This is a genomic window from Melissospora conviva, from assembly GCF_049523535.1.
Lineage (GTDB): Bacteria > Actinomycetota > Actinomycetes > Mycobacteriales > Micromonosporaceae > Melissospora > Melissospora conviva.
The window spans coordinates 397,982-419,998 of sequence record NZ_JBLLDT010000002.1 but is presented as its reverse complement, the minus strand read 5'-3'; the positions used below and the strand labels follow the sequence as shown (position 1 = coordinate 419,998).

Below are 22,017 nucleotides of genomic sequence, written 5' to 3'. Positions count from 1 at the left end.
CAGGGAATCGGCGGCCGGAAGGTGCGGGGCGGCCGGAAGGTGCGGGGCGGCTGGGGCTGCGCTGCGGAGCTGGGCCGCTAGCCTGGCCAGGATGAAGAGACTGCTGATCGTGCACCACACGCCGTCGCCGTCGATGCAGGCGATGTACGAGTCCGCCCGCGCCGGCGCCGCCACCGACGAACTCGACGGGGTGGAGGTGGTGACCCGGGCGGCGCTGTCGGCCACCGCGGTCGACGTGCTGGCGGCGGACGCGTACCTGATCGGCACGCCGGTCAACCTCGGATACATCAGCGGGGCGCTGAAGCACTTCTTCGACCAGATCTACTACCCGTGCCTGGAAGAGACGGTCGGCCGGCCATACGCGGCGTACCTGCACGGCGACAACGACGCGTCCGGCGCCCTGCGGGCCGTCGAGGCCATCACCACCGGGCTGAGCTGGAAGCCGGTCCGGCCGCCGCTGGTCGTCACCGGCCGGCCGGGCAGGCAGGACCTGGAACAGTGCTGGGAACTCGCCGCCACCCTCGCCGCAGAGATCGCCGGGTAGCGGCCGAACAAGACGTCAGGAGATGTCGCCGCGGACGATGGCCACCGCCACCCGGCAGAACTCGTCCATGTCCGGATTGAACGCCTCGGCGATGTCGGGATGCAGCCCCGCGCGGGTCTCCTCGAGCAGCCGCTGACAGACCTGTTCCACCGGTTCGCCGTCGTAGGAGTCGTGCACGCGGTGGGTCGCCGCCTGCAGGGCCGAGCTGAGCTGCTCCTCCAGCGGGATGCGGAGCTTCTCCTGCACCGGAGTCAGCTCTGCGGGGTCGAGGGTCACGTGTGGCTCCGACATCTCAGCTTCCCTTCGTCGGCGTCCGCGATACCCCGCCACGGCCACCCTTCAAACGGTCACGGGTGTGGCGGACGGTCCGCTTCGGTACGAACGTGCCGAGGTTCTGCTCGTCGACCTCCTCGTACCTGCCGATCCTGCCCAACCGTCCCGGCGCACGGTGGCGATTCGCCGGAATAGCGGCTGACACCCACGTCACCACCAGGTTTCGTTGATCTTCGACTCGGGCAGTGGGAGAGCGAAACGCCTGATGACGGCCGCCCGATCGGCGGCCTGTTCGTCGTTTCCGCATGCCGGGGGCGGACCGGCCCGGCGAGGTCCGACGAGAAGGGGAGGGGCATGAGCGACCCCGAACGAACCGGCCGGCGCCGGGTGCGTACCCGGGCCGGGGCGGCGGCGGCCGCGCTGGCGCTGATCGCGCCGATGGCGGCCTGCGGCACCGCCGACGAGGGCGGCATACCGACGATCAACCTGTACTACGCGCCGGAGGAGAACTTCCAGCAGGTCGTCGACCGCTGCAACACCGAGGCCGAGGGCCGTTACCGGATCGCGTACCGGGTGCTGCCGCGTGGCGCCGACGACCAGCGGGTGCAGATGGTGCGCCGGCTCGCCGCCGAGGACCGCGGCATGGACATCCTGGGCCTGGACGTGACCTGGACGCAGGAGTTCGCCGGCGCGAAGTGGATCCTGGAGTGGACCGGCGAACACCGCAGCGAGGTCGAAGAGGGCACCCTGGAGGGCCCGCTGGCGACCGCCCGGTACGAGGACCGCCTCTACGCCGCCCCGAAGAACACCAACGTCCAGCTTCTCTGGTACCGCACCGACCTGGTCGACACCCCGCCCGCCACCTGGGACGAGATGATCGAGCAGGCGAGCCGCCTCAAGGCCGAGGGCAAAACCCACCAGGTGATCACCATGGGCGCCCAGTACGAAGGCCTGGTCGTCCTCTACAACACCCTGGTCGCCAGCGCCGGCGGCCGGATCATCGACGAGGAAGCCAACAAGGCCGTCATGGACGAGGGGGCGGTACGCGCGCTGGAGCAGCTGCAGCGCTTCGCCACCGCCGGCATCACCGACGCCTCCTTCGCCAACGCCATCGAGGACCCGGCCCGGCTGGTCTTCCAGTCCGGTGGCGGCGCCTTCCAGATCAACTGGCCCTACGTCTACCCGGCGCTGCAGGAGGCCGACCCGGAGCTCGCGGAGAAGGTCCGCTGGGCGCGGATCCCCGGGGTCGACGCCGGCACCCCGAGCAAGGTCACCATCGGCGGCTACAACCTGGCCGTCAGCGCCTACTCCGAGCACCCGCAGGAGTCCTTCGAGGCGGCCATGTGCCTGCGCAGCGCCGAGAACCAGAAGTTCTCGGCGATCAACGACGGGGTGCCGCCCACTATCGAGAGCGTCTACGACGACCCGGAGATGGCGCAGGCGTATCCGATGAAGGACACCATCCTCGAACAGCTCCAGGACGCGGCCACCCGGCCGAGGTCGCCGGCGTACCAGAACATCTCGACCGTGACCTCCGCGGTGCTCTCGCCGCCGTCGGCGATCGACCCCGCCGCCACCGCCGACGAACTGCGCGAGGCCATCCAGGACGCGCTGGACTCGAAGGGGGTCCTGCCATGAGTGTCCCCACCACGCCCGTCGCCGCCGAGGCCGCGGCCGAACAGACCCAGGCCGGCAACCGCGAGCCGGCCACCCGGCGGCGCGGCAAGGCGCCGCTGAGCGAGGGGAAGAAAGCCGAACGGCGCCTCGGGCTGCTGCTCTGCGCCCCGGCCGCCCTCGTCATGATCGCGGTGACGGCGTACCCGATCCTCTACTCGGTCTGGCTGTCGCTGCAGCGCTACGACCTGAAGTTCCCCGACGAGCGTCAGTTCGTCGGACTGGAGAACTACGTCACCGTCCTGACCAACGAGTACTGGTGGACCGCCTTCGGTGTGACGATGCTGATCACGGTCGTCACCGTCGCCGTCGAGCTGGTACTCGGCATGGGGCTCGCGCTGATCATGCACCGGACGCTGGTGGGGCGCGGCATCGTCCGCACCGCCGCCCTGATCCCGTACGGCATCGTCACCGTCGTGGCAGCCTTCTCCTGGCGCTACGCCTGGACGCCGGGCACCGGCTACCTGGCGAACCTCGTCGGCGACGGGGCGCCGCTGACCGAGCGGGCCTCCTCGCTGGCGATCATCATGCTCGCCGAGATCTGGAAGACCACCCCGTTCATGGCGCTGCTGCTGATGTCCGGGCTGGCGCTGGTCCCCGACGACCTGCTCAAGGCCGCCTCGATGGACGGGGCGTCGGCGTGGCAGCGCTTCACCAAGGTGATGCTGCCGGTGATGAAGCCGGCGATCCTGGTGGCGCTGCTTTTCCGCACCCTGGACGCCTTCCGGGTCTTCGACAACATCTACGTGCTGACCGCCGGCGGCAACGAGACCTCGTCGGTGTCGATGCTGGCCTACAACAACCTGATCCGCGGTCTGAATCTCGGCATCGGCTCCACCATGTCGGTGCTGATCTTCCTCACCGTGGCGGTCATCGCGTTCATCTTCGTCAAGCTGTTCGGCACCGCTGCCCCCGGCAGCTCTGAAGAGGAGAGGCGCTGATGGCGGCCCTGGACAACACCGCACGCGCGAAATGGCGCTGGGGTCTGCTCGACGTCGTCGTGGTGGTCTTCGCACTCACGCCGGTGCTCTGGATCGCCTCGCTGTCGTTCAAGACCCCGGCCACGCTCACCGACGGCAACTTCATCCCCCGCGAATGGACGCTGGAGAACTACCGCTCGATCTTCGCCACCGACCAGTTCGTCCGCGCTCTGATCAACTCCATCGGCATCGCCCTGATCGCCACCGCCATCGCCGTCGTGCTCGGAGCGATGGCCGCGTACGCGATCAGCCGGCTCGACTTCCCCGGCAAGAAGGTGCTGGTCGGCGTCTCCCTGCTGATCGCGATGTTCCCGCAGGTGTCGCTGGTCTCGCCGCTGTTCGACATCGAACGCCGGCTCGGCATCTTCGACACCTGGCCGGGGCTGATCCTGCCGTACATCACCTTCGCGCTGCCGCTGGCGATCTACACGCTCTCGGCGTTCTTCAAGCAGATCCCGTGGGACCTGGAGAAGGCCGCGAAGATGGACGGGGCCACCCAGGCCCAGGCGTTCCGGCGGGTCATCGCCCCGCTCGCCGCCCCGGGGATCTTCACCACGGCGATCCTGGTCTTCATCTTCTGCTGGAACGACTTCCTCTTCGCCATCTCGCTGACCTCCACCGAGCGCTCCCGCACGGTGCCGGTGGCGCTGTCGTTCTTCACCGGCGAGTCGCAGTTCGAGGACCCGACGGGGGCGATCTCCGCCGCTGCGGTGGTCATCACCGTACCGATCATTCTGTTCGTGCTCTTCTTCCAGCGCCGCATCGTGTCGGGCCTGACCTCCGGCGCAGTCAAGGGATAGGTGATACAAGATGGCCGACATCGTGCTGGACAAGGTCAGCAAGCGCTTCCCGGACGGGACAGTCGCGGTCGACGAGGTGGAGCTGGAGATCGCCGACGGCGAGTTCGTGATCCTCGTCGGACCGTCGGGGTGCGGCAAGTCCACCACCCTCAACATGATCGCCGGGCTGGAGGACATCAGCTCCGGTGAGCTGCGCATCGCCGGCGAACGGGTCAACGACAAGGCGCCCCGCGACCGCGACATCGCCATGGTCTTCCAGTCGTACGCGCTTTACCCGAACATGACGGTGCGGGAGAACATGTCCTTCCCGCTGCGGCTGGCCAAGATGGACTCCGAAACCATCGACCGCAAGGTCACCGAGGCGGCGAAGGTCCTGGAGCTGACCGCGCTGCTGGACCGCAAACCCGCCAACCTCTCCGGCGGGCAGCGGCAGCGGGTGGCCATGGGACGGGCCATCGTGCGCCAGCCCAAGGCGTTCCTGATGGACGAACCGCTCTCCAACCTCGACGCCAAGTTGCGCGTGCAGATGCGTACCGTCGTCTCCCGGCTGCAGAAGCAGCTCGGCACCATCACCGTCTACGTCACCCACGACCAGACCGAGGCGATGACCCTCGGCGACCGGGTGGTGATCATGCGCGGGGGAGCGGTGCAGCAGGTCGGGCCGCCACAGGAGCTCTACGACAACCCGCGCAACCTCTTCGTCGCCGGGTTCATCGGCTCGCCGTCGATGAACTTCCTGCACGCCGCCGTCGAGAACGGCCGGCTGCGCACCGCCCTGGGCGACCTGCCGCTGGGCGATCGGCTGCGCCGCGAACTGGAGGCCGAGAACGCGCCCCGCGAGCTGATCCTCGGCATCCGCCCGGAGCACTTCGAGGACGCCGAACTGGTCGACGAGGCGGTCCGGGCCGCCGGTACGGAGTTCGAGGCGCCCGTCGACATCGTCGAGTCGATGGGCTCGGACAAGTACGTCTACTTCACCCTCGACGGGCAGCGGGCCGCCGCCGCCGAGCTGGAGGAGCTGGCGGCCGACTCGGGTGCGGCCGAGTTCGGCGGCGGGTCGAACCTGGTCACCCGCCTCTCGGCCGAGTCAACCGTCACCGAGGGGACCAACCGCCGCGTCTGGCTGAACCTCGAAAAGATCCACCTCTTCGACCCCGCCGACGGGCGCAACCTCACCCTGCACGAGGGGCGCGCGGCCGGCGCGCTCGCCGCCTGACAGCGCCCACACCGGTGGCGGCCGGTGGCCCGGACAACGGGCCGCCGGCCGCCACCGTCTCGTCTCGGCGGGCTGCGGCCGGCCGCTCCGATCCGGCGGATCGTCGTCACCGCTGTCGTACCGGAGGTTGCGGGCGGTTCGTCCCCGCCCGGTCGTTAGTTCGCCTGAGCACCGGGTAGACGCCTGCGAATCGGCAGCGGTCTGAGAGGAGCGGCTACATGGCGGGGCAACTCAAGGTGGCGGTCATCTACTACAGCGCCACCGGCATCACGTACCAGATGGCCCAGGCGGCCGTGCAGGCCGCCGTCGACGCCGACCCGACCGCGGAGGTCCGGCTGCGCAAGGTCCGCGAACTGGCCCCCGACGAGGCCATCCGCTCCAACGCCGGCTGGAGTGCCCACCGGTTGGAGACCCAGGACGTGATGGAGGCCGAGCCCGACGACCTCGCCTGGGCCGACGTGATCGTCTTCGGCACGCCCACCCGGTACGGGGTGATGTCCGCGCAGCTCAAGCAGTTCATCGACACCACCGGTCCGCTCTGGGCGGCCGGCACCATGGTCAACAAGATCTTCACCGGCTTCTGCACGGCAGCCACCGCGCACGGCGGGCAGGAGGCGACACTGCTCTCGCTCTACACGGTCATCTACCACTGGGGCGGCATCGTCGTCGCGCCCGGCTACGTCGACCCGAGTCAGTTCGTCTCCGGCAACCCGTACGGGGCCTCGCACACCAGCAACAACGGACAGACCGCTCCCGACGAGATGGCAGTCAAGGCGACCACCGTGCAGGTGCAGCGGGCCTTGCAGGTGGCCACCGCCCTGCGCGCCGGCATGGCGTGACGCCTGAGGGCGCCGGCCCGGCGTGACGCCCCCAGGGCGCCGGCCCGGCGTGACATCCCCGACGGCGGCCGACGCCGGGTGACAACTCGCGCGGAGACCGGCGGACCGACCGGGGGCTCTCGGACCCGGCCGGCCCACCGGTCCATCGACATCGCTACCCTCGTCCGGACAGAACATGCGTTGCCGGCGCAGCCCGACCGTGACCGGCAGTGGGGCGCCGAGGGACCCGGTGGCACCTCCGGTGGGTGCCGGCGGCGCACGCACGGATCTTCGCGGCGCGGATGGACCGACCACGAGCCGGGTACAGGGGACTCCGATGAAGATTCTCGCGATGGACCTTGGAACGTCCTCGGCCCGCGCCCTGGTGCTCGACGAGAACGCCGCGGAGCTGCCGGGTCATCTGGCCCGGCGCAAGGTCACGATGGTCACCGAGCCAGCCGGGGCGGGCACCCTGGACGCCGCCGCCTATCTCGCCGCCCTGGTCGCCTGCGTCGACGAACTCGCCGACGCCGGCCGGCTCGACGGGGTCGGTCTGGTCGCCGTCTCGGCGCAGTGGCACTCGTTGCTCCCCGTCGACACCATCGGCGCCCCGCTGGGGCCGGTGCTCACCTGGCTCGACAGCCGGGCCGCCGCACCGTCCGGCGTGTCCGGACCTGCCGATCCGGCGGACTACCACCGGCGCACCGGCACCTGGTGGCACCGCTGCTACTGGCCGATGCGACTGCGCTGGCTGCGCGACTGCGAGGGCGTGCGAGCCGCCCGCTACGTCGGGCTCGCCGAGTACGTCCTCGGCGAACTCCTCGACGATCCGGCGATGTCGATCTCGCAGGCCTCGGGCACCGGGCTGCTCGACCTGCGCGCCGGCACCTGGGACGAGGAGGCGCTGGAGCTCGCCGGGGTGCCGGCCACCCAGCTGCCCGCACTCGCCGCCGCCGATTGGCGTGGCCGGCTGCGCCCCGAGTACGCCCGCCGCTGGCCGCCGCTGGCCGGCGCCGCCTGGGCGCCGACGGTCGGTGACGGTGCGGCCGCCAACGTTGCCGCCGGCTGCGTCACAGCGCAGCGGGCAACTGTCACCGTCGGGACCTCGGCCGCGCTGCGCGTCGCCCGGTACGCGCCGGTCGGCACCGCCCTGCCGCCCCTGTCCGACCGGCACTGGCGCTACCGCGTCGACCACGACTACATCGTCACCGGCACCGCCTACTCCAGTGGCGGGAACCTCTACGCCTGGGCGCAGCGGGAGCTGCGGCTGCCGACGGGGGAGGCGCTGGAGGAGGAGTTGGCACGTACCTCGCCGCAGTCCCCGGTCGCCGACCCCCGGTTCGGCGGGGACCGGCCCCCCGGGCTCGCGCCCGCCGGCTCCGGCAGCCTCACCGGCCTGGGTTTTCACACCACCGCCGTTGACATCTTCGCCGCGTTGGCCCGCGGGCTCTGCCGCCAGGTCGCCGAGGACCTGGTTCCCCTCGAGGAAGGGCTCAGCGCGCGGATGGAGGTGGTCCTCAACGGCGGGGCGATCGCTGCCTCGTCGTGGTGGCGCTCCGCCTTCGCCGACGCCCTCGCTCCCCGCAGCGTCCACTTCCAGCCCGAGCCGGAGATCGGCGTCGTCGGCGCGGCGCTGGTCGCGCTCGGACGAATCGCCTGCCCAGCCCCGGCGGCGCCGGCCGGCACGGACCGCGATCTCCGCGTCGTCGGCCACGACAGCGTCGGCGTCTCGCAGTATCCTTCCTGAGCCGCGGGACGGGTAGCCTGCGCAATCGTGAGTCCGACCGGCCGCGCCGCCGCCGGTGGACCGCTCGGACCCGGATCGTAGGAGGTATGTGTGGGCGCGACCGCGTCGCAGCCGCCGGACGGCACTACTCCGGCGCCCCGTGCCCGGCCCCGCCTCGTCGACCGGCTCTCCGCGCTTCGGGTGCGGCACTGGCGGCTGCGCAGCAAGCTCGCCGCAGTTCTGGTGGTTCCCTCGATCGCCTTCCTCACGCTCGCGGGCATCCAGGTCAACGGATTGGTCGGCCAGGCGAGCAACCTCAGCGACTTCGCCGCCCAGGTCGGCATCGGACGTGAGATCACCGAGCTGGTGCACCACCTCCAGCAGGAACGTGACCGCACCGCCGGTGAGCTGGCGGCGCTCAAACGCGGCGGCCAGCGTGCCGACCGCGCCGCCACCGCTGCGGCCATGCGCCCGCTGCAGGCCGGCACCGACGGCGCGATGCGCGACTTCACCGCGGCCGCCGACCCGCTCGCCGACGCCGACGCCTCCTGGCGCATCGGGTACGGGCAGGTGCTGGAGGCCTACGAGCAGCTGCTGCAGACACGCGCCGAGGTGCCGCCGGCGTTCCGGGACCGCGACAGCATCCTCGCCGGCTACGACCGCACCATCGACGCGCTGCTGACTCTGCTGGCAGAGCCCTCGCCCGGCCCGCAACGTCCGGAGCTCAACGACGCGGTGCTGCGCTACGTGCAGTTCGCCCGCTACAAGGAGGCATCCTCCCGGATCCGGGCCGTCCTCTACGACGCCGCGCGAGCCGGCCGCTACGCCCTCGACGACCCCGCACACCTGACCGACCTGCGGGCCGGACAGCTCGCGGCGCTGGCCGCGTTCCGCGGCAGCGCCACACCCGAGCAGATCGCGCTGCAGGACCGGGCAGCACAGGAGACGGGCTTCGTCGTCGCCGCGGACCTGGAGGGGCGCACCCTGGTCACCGGCGTGGAAGCGCCGCAGGTCCTCGGCGCCGAGGAGTGGTGGCAGGCCGACCGGCAACGGCACGACGTGCTGCACCGCGTCCAGCTGTCGGTGCTCGACGACGCTGTGCAGCAGGCCGAGGCGGTCGAGTCCGCCCAGCTGCGCCGTACGGTGCTGGCGGCCGGCGCGGTGCTGCTGGTGCTGCTCGCCGCCCTGCTGACGTCGATGGCCATCGGCCGCTCCATCGCCCGTTCCATGCGCACCCTGCGCTCGGCGGCGATGAAGGTGGCACAGGTGGAGCTGCCCGAGACACTGCAGCGGCTGCGTTCGGTCCGTGGCGAGATCCCCGAGATCACGGTGACGCCGCCGGCCGTCCGATCGAGGGACGAGGTGGGGGAGCTGGCCGAGGCCTTCGTGGCGGTGCACCGCAGCGCCGTGGGCGTCGCCGTGGAGCAGGCGACGATGCGCCGCAACGTCAACGCGATGTTCGTCAACCTGGCCCGGCGCAGCCAGGTGCTGGTGGAGCGTCAGCTCGAACTGCTCGACGGGCTGGAGCGGGAGGAGAGCGACCCGCAGCAGCTGGAGAACCTCTTCCGGCTGGACCACCTCGCCGCGCGCATGCGCCGCAACGACGAGAGCCTGCTGGTGCTGGCCGGGACGGAGTCCAGCCGGCGCTGGAACCGCCCCACCGCACTGTCGACGGTGGTCCTGGCGGCGACCGCCGAGATCGAGCAGTACCACCGGGTGCAGCGCCAGCACATCGCCGAGGTGCAGGTGGTCGGGCACGCTGTCGGCGAGTTGGTCCACCTCCTCGCCGAACTGCTGGAGAACGCCACCGCATTCTCCCGGCCGGACACCTCCGTGCAGGTGATGGCCCGGGTCGAGTCCGACGGCGGGGCGCTCGTCGAAATCGTCGACCAGGGCATCGGAATGGGCGAGGCCTCGCTGGCGGAGTTGAACGCGCTGCTCTCCGCGCCGGCCGAGGTCGACGTGGCGGCCTCGGAACGGATGGGCCTCTTCGTGGTCAGCAACCTCGCCGCCCGGCACGACATCCGGGTCCAGCTGCGGCCCGGGCCGGAAGGGCTCATCGCCGCAGTACGGGTGCCGTCCCGGCTGCTCACCGGAGCGCAGCCACAGCAGCTCGAGTCGCCGGCACTGCGCCGCGTCGGTGGCCTCTGGGCGACCGGCAGCGCCGACCGGGGCACCGCCATGCCGGTGGCGGGGCGCCGCCCCGTCGCGGCGCTGACGCCGCGGCCGGTGCCGACCCGGGCCGAGGACGTGCTCGTCCCCGAGTCCGAGCCCAGCACCTGGTGGTCCGCACGCGCCGCGACGGGCAGCGCCGCACCCGCTCAGCGCACCGCGCCGCCGGCGGTGCCGGTGACCGGCGGCACCAACGAACGCGGACTGCCGGTACGGGTGCCGATGGCGCAGCTGAGCGAGAAGCGCGACGCGCCCGCGCGTCCGGCGGCCCGCCATGACCCCGACCCCGATGCTGTCGGGGGCACGCTCTCCCGGTTCTACCAGGGTGTACGAAAGGCGGAGTCCGAGGAGACGGTGGAGATCACCCTGCCCTCGGCGGCTGATCGCAGTGAAGGGAAGTGACAGTGGAGACATTGAGCCAACAGGCCCGTGACCTGAGCTGGCTGGTCAGCGCGTTCGCCGAGCGGGTACCGGGGGTGGCGCACGCGATTGTGGTCTCCTCGGACGGCCTGCTCGTGGCGGTCTCGGCGAACCTGCCCCGGGACAACGCCGACAAGCTCGCCGCGGTGACGTCCGGCCTGTCAAGCATCACCGCGGGAGCGGCGCAGATGTTCGACGGTGACATCGTCAAACAGACCGTGGTCGAGATGGGACGCGGCTACTTCCTGGTCATGCAGATGCGGGACGGGTCGATCCTGGCGACACTGGCGGCCGCCGACGCCGACATCGGTGTGGTCGGTTACGAGATGGCGCGGCTGGCCAAGCAGGCCGGCGAGATGCTCACCCCGGCGCTGCGGGCCGAGCTGCAGCAGGCGCTCCCGCACTGACAACGGGCCGGCCGTACGCGTGCAGTGCGGCCGGCCCTGTGCTGTCCCGCGGTCGCTGTCATGCCGGTGGTGGCTGTACCACCGGCATCGTCTGCGGGTGCCGGATGCCGGGGTGTCCCGGTGGTAGCGACCGGCGGATCACCCACCAGCTGCCCGCGAGCAGCGCGGCGATCAGCGGCCAGCTCAGCAGCACCCGGGCGCCGACCAACGCCAGCACCTGTTCGGCGTAGTAGAGCGGCACGAAAACCGCCAGCCGCAGCAGGTAACTGGCCGTCCAGAGCCAGCTCGCGCGGGTGTAGCCGCGCATCAGCGCCGGGTCGCGCCGCCACCGTCCGCGCTGGCGCAGCAGGCTGCCGACCACCACGCCCATCAGGGGCCACCGCACGACGACGCTGACTGCCCAGGCGAGCGCACTGGCCGCGTTGGAGAGCACCTGGATCAGGAAGAAGTCGACCGCCCGTCCGGTGCGCAGGGCGATGATGGCGGCGACGCAGACCGCGAGCAGCCCGATCAGCACCGAGCGGGGCCGGTCGCCGCGATAGAGCCGCAGGCCGGCGACGACGGCGCCGCTGAGCAGGGCCGCCCACACTCCGGTCCAGATCGACTCCCCACCGGCGAACCAGCCGACTCCGAAGGCCAGCGGCGGGATGGTGGCGTCGATCGCGCCGCGCCGCCCGCCGAGCAGGTCGAAGAGGTTGTCGGACTGGGGTTGCGGTGGCGGTGTCGTCATTGTCTGCCCTCCGGGTTTCCGTTCGGTGTGCCCGATGATCGTTCACCACCTGCCCGCCCGTCCATCCTGCTGTGCGCGGCCTCCTGCTGTCCGGTCCATCCGCGCAGGTCACTGCCGGTGGGGCGCCTGGAAGTGGTCCCCGCCGTGTGTCCGGCTCGAGCTGCGGTTACGGTTTGCGGGTGCGAGGGGGAACCAAGGCCTGGACCGCGGTCTGGCTATTGCTGCTGGTCGCGATTCAGGCGGCCGGCTTTTATCTGGTGTGGCGCTACTCGCTGCACACCGTCACCGGACAATGGCTGGACACTGCCGCGCTGGCCGGCAACCAGATCGGTCAGGAGCAGATTCAGGAACCTGTCAGTCGCATCCTGAACGCGGTTTCGGTGGTCTCCCTGCTCGCCGCGACCCTCGTCATCGGGTTCATCGCGCTGATCCGGGGCCGGGTGGCGCTGGCGATCACGGCGATCCTGCTGATCGGCGGCGCCAACGTCACCACACAGCTGCTCAAGTTCTTTCTGATCCGCCCCGACTTCGGCATCGACCCCGAACGGTCCGGCGCCGGCAACAGCCTCCCGAGCGGTCATGCGGCGGTCGCCGCGTCGGTGGCGGTGGCGCTGGTGCTGGTCCTGCCCCGCAAGGGACGTGCCCTGGCCGCGCTGCTCGGCGCCGGATACGCCGCCGCCGCCGGCGTGGCGACGCTCTCCGCCGGATGGCACCGTCCCAGCGACGCCGTCGCCGCGTTCCTGGTAGTCGGGATCTGGGCGGGAATCGCCGGGCTTCTGCTGCTGTTCACCCAGCGTGCCCAGGCTCAGGTGGAGCCGGCCGAGGCACACCGTGTCTCATTGGTGATCCTGGGCGTCGGCGGGCTACTGCTCTGCCTGGCGGCGGGGGCCGCACTGGCATGGCTCGCGGGACAGACCGCCATACCGCCGGACGAGCTGCGGGCACGGACCCTCTTCATCGCCTATGCCGGGTCCGCCGCGGGCATCACCGGGGCGATGGCGCTGGTGATGACGTCGGTGCTGGTCACCCTGCATCGGCTGGTGCCCAGCCAGAAGGGCTGACGGCGTCGGCGGCAATCGGCTGCAACGGCTCAGGGTGCGCCGGGCTGCCGGCGAGCACAATCGACGATCATCAGGAATTGACGCATCTGAGATCTTGCCTGTTGCGCACGTTTGTGGGCACCATCGAGCGGTGACGAATCGCTGGGGCATGACCATCCCGCTCAACGACGTGCCACTGTCGGAACACGACACCATCTACGCCGCACTGGAACGGGCCGGTTTCAGCGATCTCTGGTCGGCTGAGGTGGCCGGGGCCGACGCCTTCACCCCGCTGGCGCTGGCGGCCGCCTGGGCGCCCCGGCTCCGGCTCGGCACGGCGATCACGCCGGTCTTCACCCGCGGTCCGGGTCTGCTGGCGATGAGCGCCGCCACCCTTGCCGACGCCGCGCCGGGCCGGTTCTCGCTCGGGATCGGGGCCTCCTCGCCGGTGCTGAGCCAGGACTGGAACGCCGTGCCCCACAGCAGACCGTTCCACCGCACCCGCGACATGCTGCGCTTCCTGCAGAGCGCGCTGCGGGGGGAACTGGTCGACGAGACGTACGAGACGTTCGCGGTGCGCAGGTTCCGCCTCGAACGGCCGCCGGCCGTGCCGCCGCCGGTGCTCCTGGCGGCGTTGCGGCCGCGGATGCTGCGGCTGGCCGCCGAGGAGGCCGACGGGGTCATCCTCAACTGGCTCGGCGCCGACGACGTGCCGCAGGCCATCGCCGAGCTGGGGTCGCGACGGCCCGGGTTCGAGATCGTCGCCCGGATTTTCGTCTGCCCGACGGAGAACGCCGAGTACGCGCGCACCCTCGGACGCCGCCTCATCGCCACCTACCTGACCGTGCCCGCGTACGCCGCCTTCCATCGGTGGCTGGGGCGCGAGAAGCTGCTGGACCCGATGTGGCAGGCCTGGGCGGCCGGGGACCGCCGAGGCGCGGCGGCTGCCGTGCCCGACGAGGTCGTCGACGCGCTGGTGCTGCACGGTTCGCCGCAGAGCTGCCGGGAGCAGGTGCGGCGCTACGCCGCCGCCGGGGTGACGGTCCCGGTCATGGCCCTGCTGCCCACCCCGGAGTCGCAGTCCGGATCCACCGCGGCGATGACCGCGCTGATCGCGCGCCTCGGCACGGGGCCGGCGGAGGGAGACTGACATGGAGCTGTCCGGCCGGGTCGTGGTGATCACCGGTGGGGCCGGCGGAATAGGCGCGGCCATGGCCCGCCGCTTCGCCGCCGAAGGCGCCGAAGCGGTGATCGTGGCGGACCTGGACGCCGAAGCCGCCGGGGTGGTCGCCGACGACATCGGCACGGGTGCCACCGCTGCTGCCGTGGACGTGACCGACGCTGGGCAGGTGGCGGCGCTGGTCGCGCAGACCGAGCAGCGGTACGGCCGCATCGACCTGTTCTGCGCCAATGCCGGGGTCACCTCCGGTGTCGGTCTCGACGGTGATTTCGATCGTGCCTGGCAGGTCAACGTGATGGGTCACCTGCACGCCGCGCGGGCGGTGCTGCCCGGCATGCTCGCCCGGGGTGAGGGTTACCTGCTGCAGACCTGCTCGGCGGCGGGCCTGCTGACCTCGGTCGGTGATGCGGCGTACGCGACGACGAAGCACGCGGCGGTTGGCTTGGCCGAGTGGCTGGCCGTCACCTACGGCGACCGGGGTATCCGGGTCAGCGCGCTCTGCCCGCAAGGGGTGGACACGCCGATGCTCAGCGAAGGCCTGGCGGCCGGCCACCTCGGTGCCCGGGTGACGGCGGCGGCCGGGGCGGTGCTCGCCCCGGAGCAGGTGGCGCAGGCGGTGGTCGAGGGGATCGAGGCGGAGCGGTTCCTGATCCTGCCGCATCCGCAGGTGGCGCTCTTCCACCAGCGCAAGGCGGAGAACCCCGACGGCTGGCTGACGGCAATGCGCACGATGGTACGGCGTTTCAGCAGTTAGCCGGCGCGTCCGGTCCTCCCCGGCGCGTCCGGTCCTCCCCGGTATGGCCGAAACTTTGCCCGCGGCACGTCCGTGCCGGGCTGCCCGGGCTGCTCATCTCCAGTAGAGCGGTCCGGGATGGAGCGACCAGAGCAGCCGCCGCCACCGGGGGCGCGCTGCACGCATCGCCGAGGTGAACTCGTGCGCGAGCTGCGCGGCTCGCTGGGCCCGCGCGTCGTGGGCCGTGCCCGGTGCGAAAGCTGCCTGGTTGACCAGCTCCGCCAGCTCGTGCAACGACGGTCCGCTGCCGCTGCCGCTGTCGGCCCCGGTGGCGGTGGGCCAGAGGGCGGCGGCGGCCTCGGCGATCTCCGTGGCGCTGTGGTGGTCGGGCGCGGGATGCCCGGCCAGCCGCAGGGCGTCGGTCGCTTCCCGCCAGGCGCCGGCTATGCGTTGCGGGGCGGACCCGACGGTCAGTCGTCGCCGGCGCAGCCTGCTGCGCAGGAACAGGACCACCGCCGGTGGCACGCCGAGCAGCAGCACGACCAGGGCGACGATCACCGGCCAGAAAGCCGTTGCGCGCTCCGGTGCCGCGGCCACCGCCTCGGGTGCCTCCGGGGCGGGGGAGGAGGGGCTGATGCTCGGCTGTGCCTCCTCCGGCGGGGGTGACGATTTCTCCGGCTTGGGCCGGAAGTCCTCCTCCACCGGACGCGGCTGCCGGTCGTCGCGGGGCATCGGATCGAACGCCACCCACCCGACCTCGTCGAAGAGCACCTCGGGCCAGGCGTGGGCGTCACCGGCGCGGACCGGACCGTCGCCAGTGGACGAGTCGAAGCCGACCACGACGCGGGTTGGCAGCCCGGCGAGCCGGCCCAGCACCGCGAACGCGGCGGCGAACTGCTCGGAGGTGCCGCGCTGGCCGCCCATGTCGCGGCCACCGAAGAGAAAGAACTCGAGATTGGGGTAGGCGTGGCCGCTGGGGGCGTCGGCGACCTCCCGGTAGTGCTCGGCGAGGAAATCCTCGATGGCGACCGCCCGCGCGTATGGCGCACCGTTGTCGGCGGCGAGCTGCTCGGCCAGCTCCCGCAGCCGCTGCGGAGTACCGTCGGCGACCTGCAGCACCCGCGTGTGCTCCGCGCCGGCCGGGACGTCCGCGACGCCCAGCAGGCCCGGGTCGGGACGCTCCGCTGTGGAGAGCACCTCGTAGCGCAGCCCCGGGGTGAGTCCTTCCGGGCGGATGAGGGTGCCGGTCTGCGCGTCGTACGCCACCCGGGAACCGCTCACCTGCTGCGGCGTCGCCACCGCCGGCAGCAGCCGGCCGTTCAGGCCGGCGATGGTGATCTCCTGACGGACGGTACGCAGAATGGCCCCGGGGGCCGGTTCGGCCGGCGGCAGGACCCGGCCCGCGTTGCGGTAGGTCCCTCCGACCTGCCAGGTCACCCCGTCATAGTCGCTGAGCACGGCGAGCCGCAGCCGCACCGGCGCCGCTGCCGTGTCGGCCGCCGGATCGTTCCCGGCCCCGGCATCGGCCGCCGGCCGGTCCGCGGTGCCGTCGGTGTCGGTCGCGGGTGCCTCGGGGCCGGTCGGAGTGTTGTCGGTGCGGCCGGTCGTCTCCGACCGCAGCTCCAGCAGGACCTGGTCCGGGTGCAGCGCCCAGCCGGAGATGCGGATGAGCGGGCTCTCGTCGAGCGACTCCACCTGCGGGGGCTGGACGTACCGGCGGGGATCCACCGGGCGCCCGGCGACCTGCCCTGCCACGTACGGCCCGACGAGCACGCCGGCGGCGACGACCGCCACGAGTCCGGCTGCGGTCCCGGCAGCCAGCCGCAGACGTACGGCGGTAGGCAGCTTGCCCGTGCCGAGGGTGCCGGCGGCGGGACCGGAGGGCGTGGCGCCTCGCCGGCCGGGGAGCACGAGTCCCAGCGCCGCGGCGGCGATGAAAGCTGTGGTCGGCCACAGGGCCGGGTCGGCGTTCGGGCCGACCACGTAGAGCGCGCCGCCGTAGAGCAGCACCGGCGGGAGGTAGCCGAGCAGCACCCGTCCGGTGCGTAACGTCACCTCCGCGCAGGCCAGCCCGGCCAGCCAGGTGGCGACCAGCGGGACGAGCACGGTGTCCGGTGCTGCCTGCACCGGGATCATGGCGGTCAGCAGCCGGGGAACACCGTTGCGGGCGGCGTCCAGCGTCACCTCGGCGAGCCCGCCGGGCAGTTCGGCGTGGCGGGCCGCCACCTGCAACGCGAACGCGGTGTAGGCGGTCAGGCCGAGGACCGACAGCGGGGCGATCAGCCAGGACGGCAGGCGGCGGGTGGCGAGACTGATGCCGACGGAGGCGATGGCGGCACCCAGCAGCAGCCGGGTGAGCAGCGGTCCGGAGTAGACCCGGGAGAGCACGGTGGCGGCCAGCCCCAGCAGTGTCACCAGCACCAGCGCGGCGGTCAGAGGGCGCCAGAGCTTCACCATCGGCGCACCCCGTCCCACTCGGCGGCGAACTCGGCGCCGTCGGCCGCTTCGAGCACCGTGAGCCCGGCCGCCCCGCCGGCGCTGACGCCGGCCGCCCCGAAGAGCCCCACCAGCAGCGACGGGTACGCCGAAGGGCGCAGCGCGGCGACGTCACCGAGGTCGGCCGCGCCACCGGGGCCGGTGAGGAAGACGAGGGTGTCGCCGAGGCGGTCGCGGCGCAGCCGGCCGAGTACCTCGCGCAGCGTGCCGTCGCCCGGGGCACGGGTCAGTTCGGTGGCGGCGAGCCGGTCCAGCGGGCTGGGCAGCTCCGTCCCGCCGGCGACGACCTCGAGCAGGGTCACCGGCAGTTCCTCGTGCAGCGCGGCGGTGACGACGGAGGCGGCCGCCTCGCACGCCGCCTCGAAAGTCTCGGCGATGCCGCCGCGGGCGGCGGGGTGCGCGGCGGCGCGGTTGTCCAGGAGCACCACCAGCCGGGGGAGGCTGGTGTCGACGTGTTCGCGGACCATCAGCTCGCCGATGCGGGCGCTGGTGCGCCAGTGCACCCGACGCATCTCGTCGCCGACGACGTACTCGCGCAGCGAGTCGAAGGTGATGGAGCCGTGCGGGACACCGTCGACGCGACCGTCGAGGCTGCGGGCCACGCCGGTGGGGACGGCGCGCAGCGGGTGCACCCGCGGATAGACCCAGACCGGCGTGCTCTGCCCGTAGCGGCGGGTGACCGACACCAGGCCGAGCGCGTCGTGGCGGGTGACCCGCAGCGGCCCGACCGGGATCACGCCCCGGCGGTGGGTGGGGACCGGGTAGCTGACGGTGGTGTCGTGCCCGGGGCGCAGGCGCAGTACCGGCACGGGCACGGTGCGGTTGCCGCAGCTGTCTTCGGCGAGCAGGTTCACCGGGCGCAGCCGGGCCCGGTTGCCGAGCGTGAGGGTCATGGTGGCCGGTTCACCGCGGGCGACCCGGTCCGGGTCGGCACTGCGGGTGACCGTCAGCCGGGGCTGCCCGGCGGCGTGCAGCAGCGCTCCGGCGACGGCGACCGCCGCGGCCGCGCCGAGCACGGCCAGTTCCGGGTACGCGAAGCGGAACCCGGCGGTGAGCAGCAGCACGGCGGCGGCGAGCAGCGCGACGCCACGACTGGTGACGGTCATCTTCTGGTGCTCAGCTTCGGACGGGCTGCTGCCCGGCGGGCAGCGGCACCGTGACGGAGGCGACCGCCTGCGCGAGGACCTCGGCGGCGGTGACGCCCCGGACCTGCGCGTCGGGGGAGAGCAGGACCCGGTGGGCGAAGACCGGCCCGCTGAGCTCCTTGAGATCCTCCGGCATGATCCAGCCGCGCCCCTGGATGAGCGCGTACGACTGGGCGGCGCGGGTCAGGGCGATCACGCCACGGGGACTGACCCCGACGCGGACCTGCGGGTGGGAGCGGGTGGCGGCGGCGAGCCGGACCGCGTACGCGTAGAGCGGGTCGGCGATGTGCACCCGCTGCGCCATCCGGATCATCCCGCTGACCGTGGCGGTGTCGGTGACCGGCGTCAGCGCCTCCGGTGACCGCCGGTTGGCGCCGCGCAGCACTTCGATCTCCACGGCCTCGTCGGGGTAGCCGACGGAGAGTTTCATCAGGAAGCGGTCCAGTTGCGCTTCGGGCAGCCGGTACGTGCCGTCCATCTCGACCGGGTTCTGGGTGGCGACCACCAGGAACGGCTTCGGCACCGGGTGGCGCACCCCGTCGACGGTGACGGTCTGCTCCTCCATCACCTCCAGCAGTGCCGACTGGGTCTTCGGCGAGGCCCGGTTGATCTCGTCGGCGATGACGATGTTGGCGAAGACCGGCCCGGGGTGGAACTCGAAGGCCCGGCTGGCCTGGTTGAAGATGGTCACCCCGGCGACGTCGGAGGGGAGCAGGTCCGGGGTGAACTGGATGCGCCGCCACTGGCCTTTCACGGACGCCGCGATCGCCCGGGCCAGCGTCGTCTTGCCGACGCCGGGCACGTCCTCCAGCAGCACATGCCCCTGGGCGAAGAGCGCGGTGAGCGCCAACCGGACCACCTGCGGCTTGCCCAGCACCACCGATTCGATGTGCTGGGCGAGCCGGGCGGCCAGGCCGGCGAAACCGCGTACCTCGTCCTGGGTGAGCGGCTCGCGGCTGTTCACGATCGGTGATGCTCCTCGCCTGGTTGGTGCGGTTCAGCAGGTGGGCAGCAGAGCGAGGTCGTCGTCGCCCTCCAGGTTGAACCAGGCCCACGGGATGTAGTTGCTGCCGGAGTAGTTGATCCGCACCCACCAGGTGCTGCGCTTTTCCTTGTTGTAGACGAAGGCGTAGACCTCCTCGCCGCGCACCTTGCAGTACGCCTCCCAGCGGGTGCCGGGCTTGGCCCAGCCGACCTGCCGGTCGTTGTCCTGCCGCGGTACCGAGAAGACCTCGTTGCCGTTGCGGCCGTCGCGGTCGGCGTCGCAGTAGGTGCGCTGGTCGCCGCTGCTGCCGTTGACGCAGGTGGCGATGCCGTAGACCGCGGCGGTGGTCGCGGTGGCGTTCGCGCTGCCGGCCCCGGCGGCGTTGGTGGCGGTCATCTTCACCGTGTACCGGGTGCTCGGGGTGAGACCGGTCAGGGTCAGCGACGCGCAGCTGCCGCTCTTGGCGGCGGCCCCGGCCGCGCTGAGCGTGCAGGTCGTGCTGCCGCCGCCGGCGTCGACGGTCGCCGCCACCGTCACCGAGGTCGCGGTCACCGAGGTCCGGGTGATGGTCACCTGGGGCAGCGCGACGGTACGCGCGGTGGCGCTCGCCTGTGGCCCGGGACCGGCCTCGTTGACCGCGCGCACCTTGATCTCCACGTTCTGGCCGTTGCCGAGGTCGCCGAGGATGGCCTGTTCGGTGGTGACCTCCGTCGTGCGCCCGCCCGCCTCCACCTGGTACGCCGTGACCGGCCGGCCGTTGTCGACCGCGGGATCCCAGCGCACCGAGATGGTGCCCGGCCGATCGGCCACTGTGGCGGCCTGCAACCCGGTGGGCGCGTCGGGCAGGGTGAACGGCACGACGGTGCCGCTCGGCGGGGAGGCCTTCGATCCGGCGCCGCCGTCGCTGATCGCCACCACCGTGAAGGCGTACTGGCTGCCGTAGGTGAGGGTGCCGGCGGGGATGACCAGTTCGGTGCCCGGTGCCTCGCCCACGGGCGCGTTGGTCCCCTCGGAGACGGCGGTGACGGCGTACTTGGCGATCTTGTTGCCCTGGCCGTTTGCCTCGGGCCAGCTCACCGCGACGGTGCCGTCGGGGCGGGCTTCGGCGGTGACACTCACCGGGGCGTCCGGCACCTCCGCGGTCGGCACCACCGGGTTGCTCCTGCCGGCCGGTCCCGTGCCCTTGGCGTTGACCGCCTGCACGGCGAAGCGGTAGGTCTGGCCGTTGGTCAGGCCGGTGAGTTCGATGGAGCGCTGGTTGGCGCCGACCTCGACTGGGCGTTCGGCGCCGGTCACGATGTATTTGGTGATGGCGGCGCCGTTGGGGGCGGCCGGCTGCCAGTTCACCCGGGCGCTGGCGTCACCGGCCGAGGCGGAGACGCTGCGCGGGGCGCCGGGCTTGCTCGCCTGGGGCTTCTTCGGCGCCGGGGGTGGCGGGGCAGCCACCGGGGGCTCCGGCGGCGGGTCGCCGCCGAGAACGTCGTTGGCGTACTTGTCGACGCTGCGCACCGAGTGCTTGTCGTCGACCACCTGCGCGGTGGAGGACTGCGGCGAGTTGATGAAGAGATGGTTCTCGCGGACCTCGAGCTCGAGCCGGCCGCCCCGGCCGGCAGCGGCGATGGTGTCGACGAGTTCGCCGTTCGCGTCGAAGACGTAGACCTTGCCGGTGGTCTCGTCGGGGCAGTAGAAGCGGTCCGCCCAGGCGACGGCCGGCGAGAGGGTGGCACCGCCACCGGGCACGGTGAACCGGGCGACGGGCTGCTCGCCGTCGACGACGTGCACCTCGCGCTCGTCGGGCACGGTCACCGGCACCAGGGCGCCACTGGTGTGCGCCGGCAGCGCGGCCGGACCCGCCAGCGAGAGCTGCGCCTTCGCGGTGGCCTCGCCGCGGACGGTGGCCAGTACGCCTCCGGTGCGGTCCAGGACGGCGACGCCGTCGTCCAGGGTGGAGAGGAGGAGTTCGTGATTGGGCTCGGCGACGTCAAGGGTGTGCACCCGGGTCGGGCTGGAACCGTCGCCCGCATCGCCGTCGCCGCCGCCCGAACCGGCAGCGACCGGCGGCTTCGCCGCGGTGATGGCCGAGACGGTGCCTTCGCTCGGCACGGCGATCCAGAGTCGCCCCGCGCCGTCGAAGGCGCCACCGGTGATGCCCGGCGGGTACTGCAGGGCCTCACCGACCGGGGTCAGCGAGCGGGCATCCAACTGCTGGACCAGACCCTGCACGGTGTCCACCACGAATACCGCGTCCTCGTGAATGGCGACGTTGACCCCGAGCCCGGGAACGGTGGGCATGTTCGCCATGATCTGCAGGGTGGCGAGGTCCATGGTGCTGACCCGGCCGGTCTTCTGATCCCGCATGATCAGCATCCGGTCGGTCTGGACGATCTGCATCGGGTGGCTGCGCGCGTCGGGCACCTGCACCCGGGTGTCCACCCGGGCGGTGATGCCGTTGACCCGGGCCAGCTCGCTCCTGCTGGTGCTCCAGAGCCACGAGCTGGCGTCGAAGCTGGCCGCGGCGTTGTCGGCCGCCCCCAGCCCCAGCACCGTCAGCCCCATCGCGGCGACGAGCGCCGAGACCGTTCCCACGGTGACCAGGCCACCGCGCCGCCACCTGCGTCGTCGCGGCGCGGCCGGTATCGCTCCGCCCTCGGACATGGTGCCGTTGTCTGTGGTGTCCA

The 22,017-nt window shown here is 72.2% G+C and carries 18 protein-coding genes; 12 read left to right on the top strand and 6 right to left on the bottom strand.

The features are described from left to right. The first annotated feature begins 91 nt into the window (after positions 1-91). A complete protein-coding gene (locus tag ACK8GG_RS07025; protein WP_440352865.1) occupies positions 92-544 on the top strand; it encodes a flavodoxin family protein in 453 nt (150 codons plus the stop codon). 15 nt (positions 545-559) lie between these two features. Here the strand turns inward: ACK8GG_RS07025 and ACK8GG_RS07020 are convergent, their stop codons facing one another. Continuing rightward, the gene (locus tag ACK8GG_RS07020; protein WP_440348890.1) at positions 560-835 is read right to left on the bottom strand and encodes a hypothetical protein; all 276 of its coding nucleotides are present in this window, start codon (positions 833-835) and stop codon (positions 560-562) included. A 336-nt stretch (positions 836-1,171) separates the two neighbouring features. Here ACK8GG_RS07020 and ACK8GG_RS07015 point away from each other — a divergent pair, with 336 nt between their 5' ends. From ACK8GG_RS07015 to ACK8GG_RS06980, 8 genes are all read left to right on the top strand, one after another. Further along, positions 1,172-2,455, top strand: a complete 1,284-nt coding sequence (locus ACK8GG_RS07015) for an ABC transporter substrate-binding protein (RefSeq protein WP_440355885.1) — start codon at positions 1,172-1,174, stop codon at positions 2,453-2,455. Continuing rightward, positions 2,452-3,432 carry a carbohydrate ABC transporter permease gene (locus ACK8GG_RS07010; RefSeq protein ID WP_440352867.1) on the top strand — a complete coding sequence of 327 codons (981 nt, stop codon included), beginning with the start codon at positions 2,452-2,454 and terminating at the stop codon, positions 3,430-3,432. Before ACK8GG_RS07015 ends, ACK8GG_RS07010 begins: the two co-directional genes overlap by 4 nt. Then, complete coding sequence (locus tag ACK8GG_RS07005) at positions 3,432-4,271, top strand: carbohydrate ABC transporter permease (RefSeq protein ID WP_440348887.1); 840 nt, start codon at positions 3,432-3,434, stop codon at positions 4,269-4,271. Before ACK8GG_RS07010 ends, ACK8GG_RS07005 begins: the two co-directional genes overlap by 1 nt. 10 nt (positions 4,272-4,281) lie before the next feature. Continuing rightward, positions 4,282-5,487, top strand: a complete 1,206-nt coding sequence (locus tag ACK8GG_RS07000) for an ABC transporter ATP-binding protein (RefSeq protein ID WP_440355884.1) — start codon at positions 4,282-4,284, stop codon at positions 5,485-5,487. A 218-nt stretch (positions 5,488-5,705) separates the two neighbouring features. Further along, positions 5,706-6,326, top strand: a complete 621-nt coding sequence (wrbA, locus tag ACK8GG_RS06995) for an NAD(P)H:quinone oxidoreductase (RefSeq protein ID WP_440355883.1) — start codon at positions 5,706-5,708, stop codon at positions 6,324-6,326. A gap of 316 nt (positions 6,327-6,642) precedes the next feature. Beyond that, positions 6,643-8,052, top strand: coding sequence for an FGGY family carbohydrate kinase (locus tag ACK8GG_RS06990; RefSeq protein ID WP_440355882.1), 1,410 nt, complete (start codon positions 6,643-6,645; stop codon positions 8,050-8,052). Positions 8,053-8,142: 90 nt separating this feature from the next. Next, positions 8,143-10,605, top strand: a complete 2,463-nt coding sequence (locus ACK8GG_RS06985) for a sensor histidine kinase (protein WP_440355881.1) — start codon at positions 8,143-8,145, stop codon at positions 10,603-10,605. 2 nt (positions 10,606-10,607) lie between these two features. Then, positions 10,608-11,030 (top strand): roadblock/LC7 domain-containing protein, encoded by a 423-nt coding sequence (locus tag ACK8GG_RS06980; protein WP_440348882.1) that lies wholly within the window; start codon positions 10,608-10,610, stop codon positions 11,028-11,030. Between the two features lie 58 nt (positions 11,031-11,088). Here the strand turns inward: ACK8GG_RS06980 and ACK8GG_RS06975 are convergent, their stop codons facing one another. Continuing rightward, complete coding sequence (locus ACK8GG_RS06975; RefSeq protein WP_440352871.1) at positions 11,089-11,760, bottom strand: DUF3159 domain-containing protein; 672 nt, start codon at positions 11,758-11,760, stop codon at positions 11,089-11,091. 173 nt (positions 11,761-11,933) lie between these two features. Between ACK8GG_RS06975 and ACK8GG_RS06970 the strand changes: the two genes are divergently transcribed. The 3 genes from ACK8GG_RS06970 (at position 11,934) to ACK8GG_RS06960 (ending at position 14,734) form a co-directional block, all read left to right on the top strand. Beyond that, positions 11,934-12,821, top strand: a complete 888-nt coding sequence (locus tag ACK8GG_RS06970; RefSeq protein ID WP_440352872.1) for a phosphatase PAP2 family protein — start codon at positions 11,934-11,936, stop codon at positions 12,819-12,821. A gap of 148 nt (positions 12,822-12,969) precedes the next feature. After that, the gene (locus ACK8GG_RS06965; protein ID WP_440349227.1) at positions 12,970-13,950 is read left to right on the top strand and encodes an LLM class F420-dependent oxidoreductase; all 981 of its coding nucleotides are present in this window, start codon (positions 12,970-12,972) and stop codon (positions 13,948-13,950) included. A gap of 1 nt (position 13,951) precedes the next feature. Further along, positions 13,952-14,734, top strand: coding sequence for an SDR family oxidoreductase (locus tag ACK8GG_RS06960; RefSeq protein ID WP_440355880.1), 783 nt, complete (start codon positions 13,952-13,954; stop codon positions 14,732-14,734). Between the two features lie 93 nt (positions 14,735-14,827). On the opposite strand, the gene ACK8GG_RS06955 is transcribed toward ACK8GG_RS06960, so the two are convergent. Genes ACK8GG_RS06955 through ACK8GG_RS06940 form a run of 4 tightly spaced genes read right to left on the bottom strand, consistent with a single transcriptional unit; the run spans position 14,828 to position 21,994 of the window. After that, complete coding sequence (locus tag ACK8GG_RS06955) at positions 14,828-17,170, bottom strand: transglutaminase TgpA family protein (protein WP_440355879.1); 2,343 nt, start codon at positions 17,168-17,170, stop codon at positions 14,828-14,830. Beyond that, complete coding sequence (locus tag ACK8GG_RS06950; protein WP_440352875.1) at positions 17,164-18,315, bottom strand: DUF58 domain-containing protein; 1,152 nt, start codon at positions 18,313-18,315, stop codon at positions 17,164-17,166. Before ACK8GG_RS06950 ends, ACK8GG_RS06955 begins: the two co-directional genes overlap by 7 nt. Positions 18,316-18,325: 10 nt before the next feature. Beyond that, a complete protein-coding gene (locus ACK8GG_RS06945; protein WP_440348876.1) occupies positions 18,326-19,318 on the bottom strand; it encodes an AAA family ATPase in 993 nt (330 codons plus the stop codon). A gap of 33 nt (positions 19,319-19,351) precedes the next feature. After that, positions 19,352-21,994: a fibronectin type III domain-containing protein gene (locus tag ACK8GG_RS06940; RefSeq protein WP_440349226.1), complete on the bottom strand. Its 2,643-nt coding sequence runs from the start codon at positions 21,992-21,994 to the stop codon at positions 19,352-19,354. Positions 21,995-22,017: the final 23 nt, after the last annotated feature.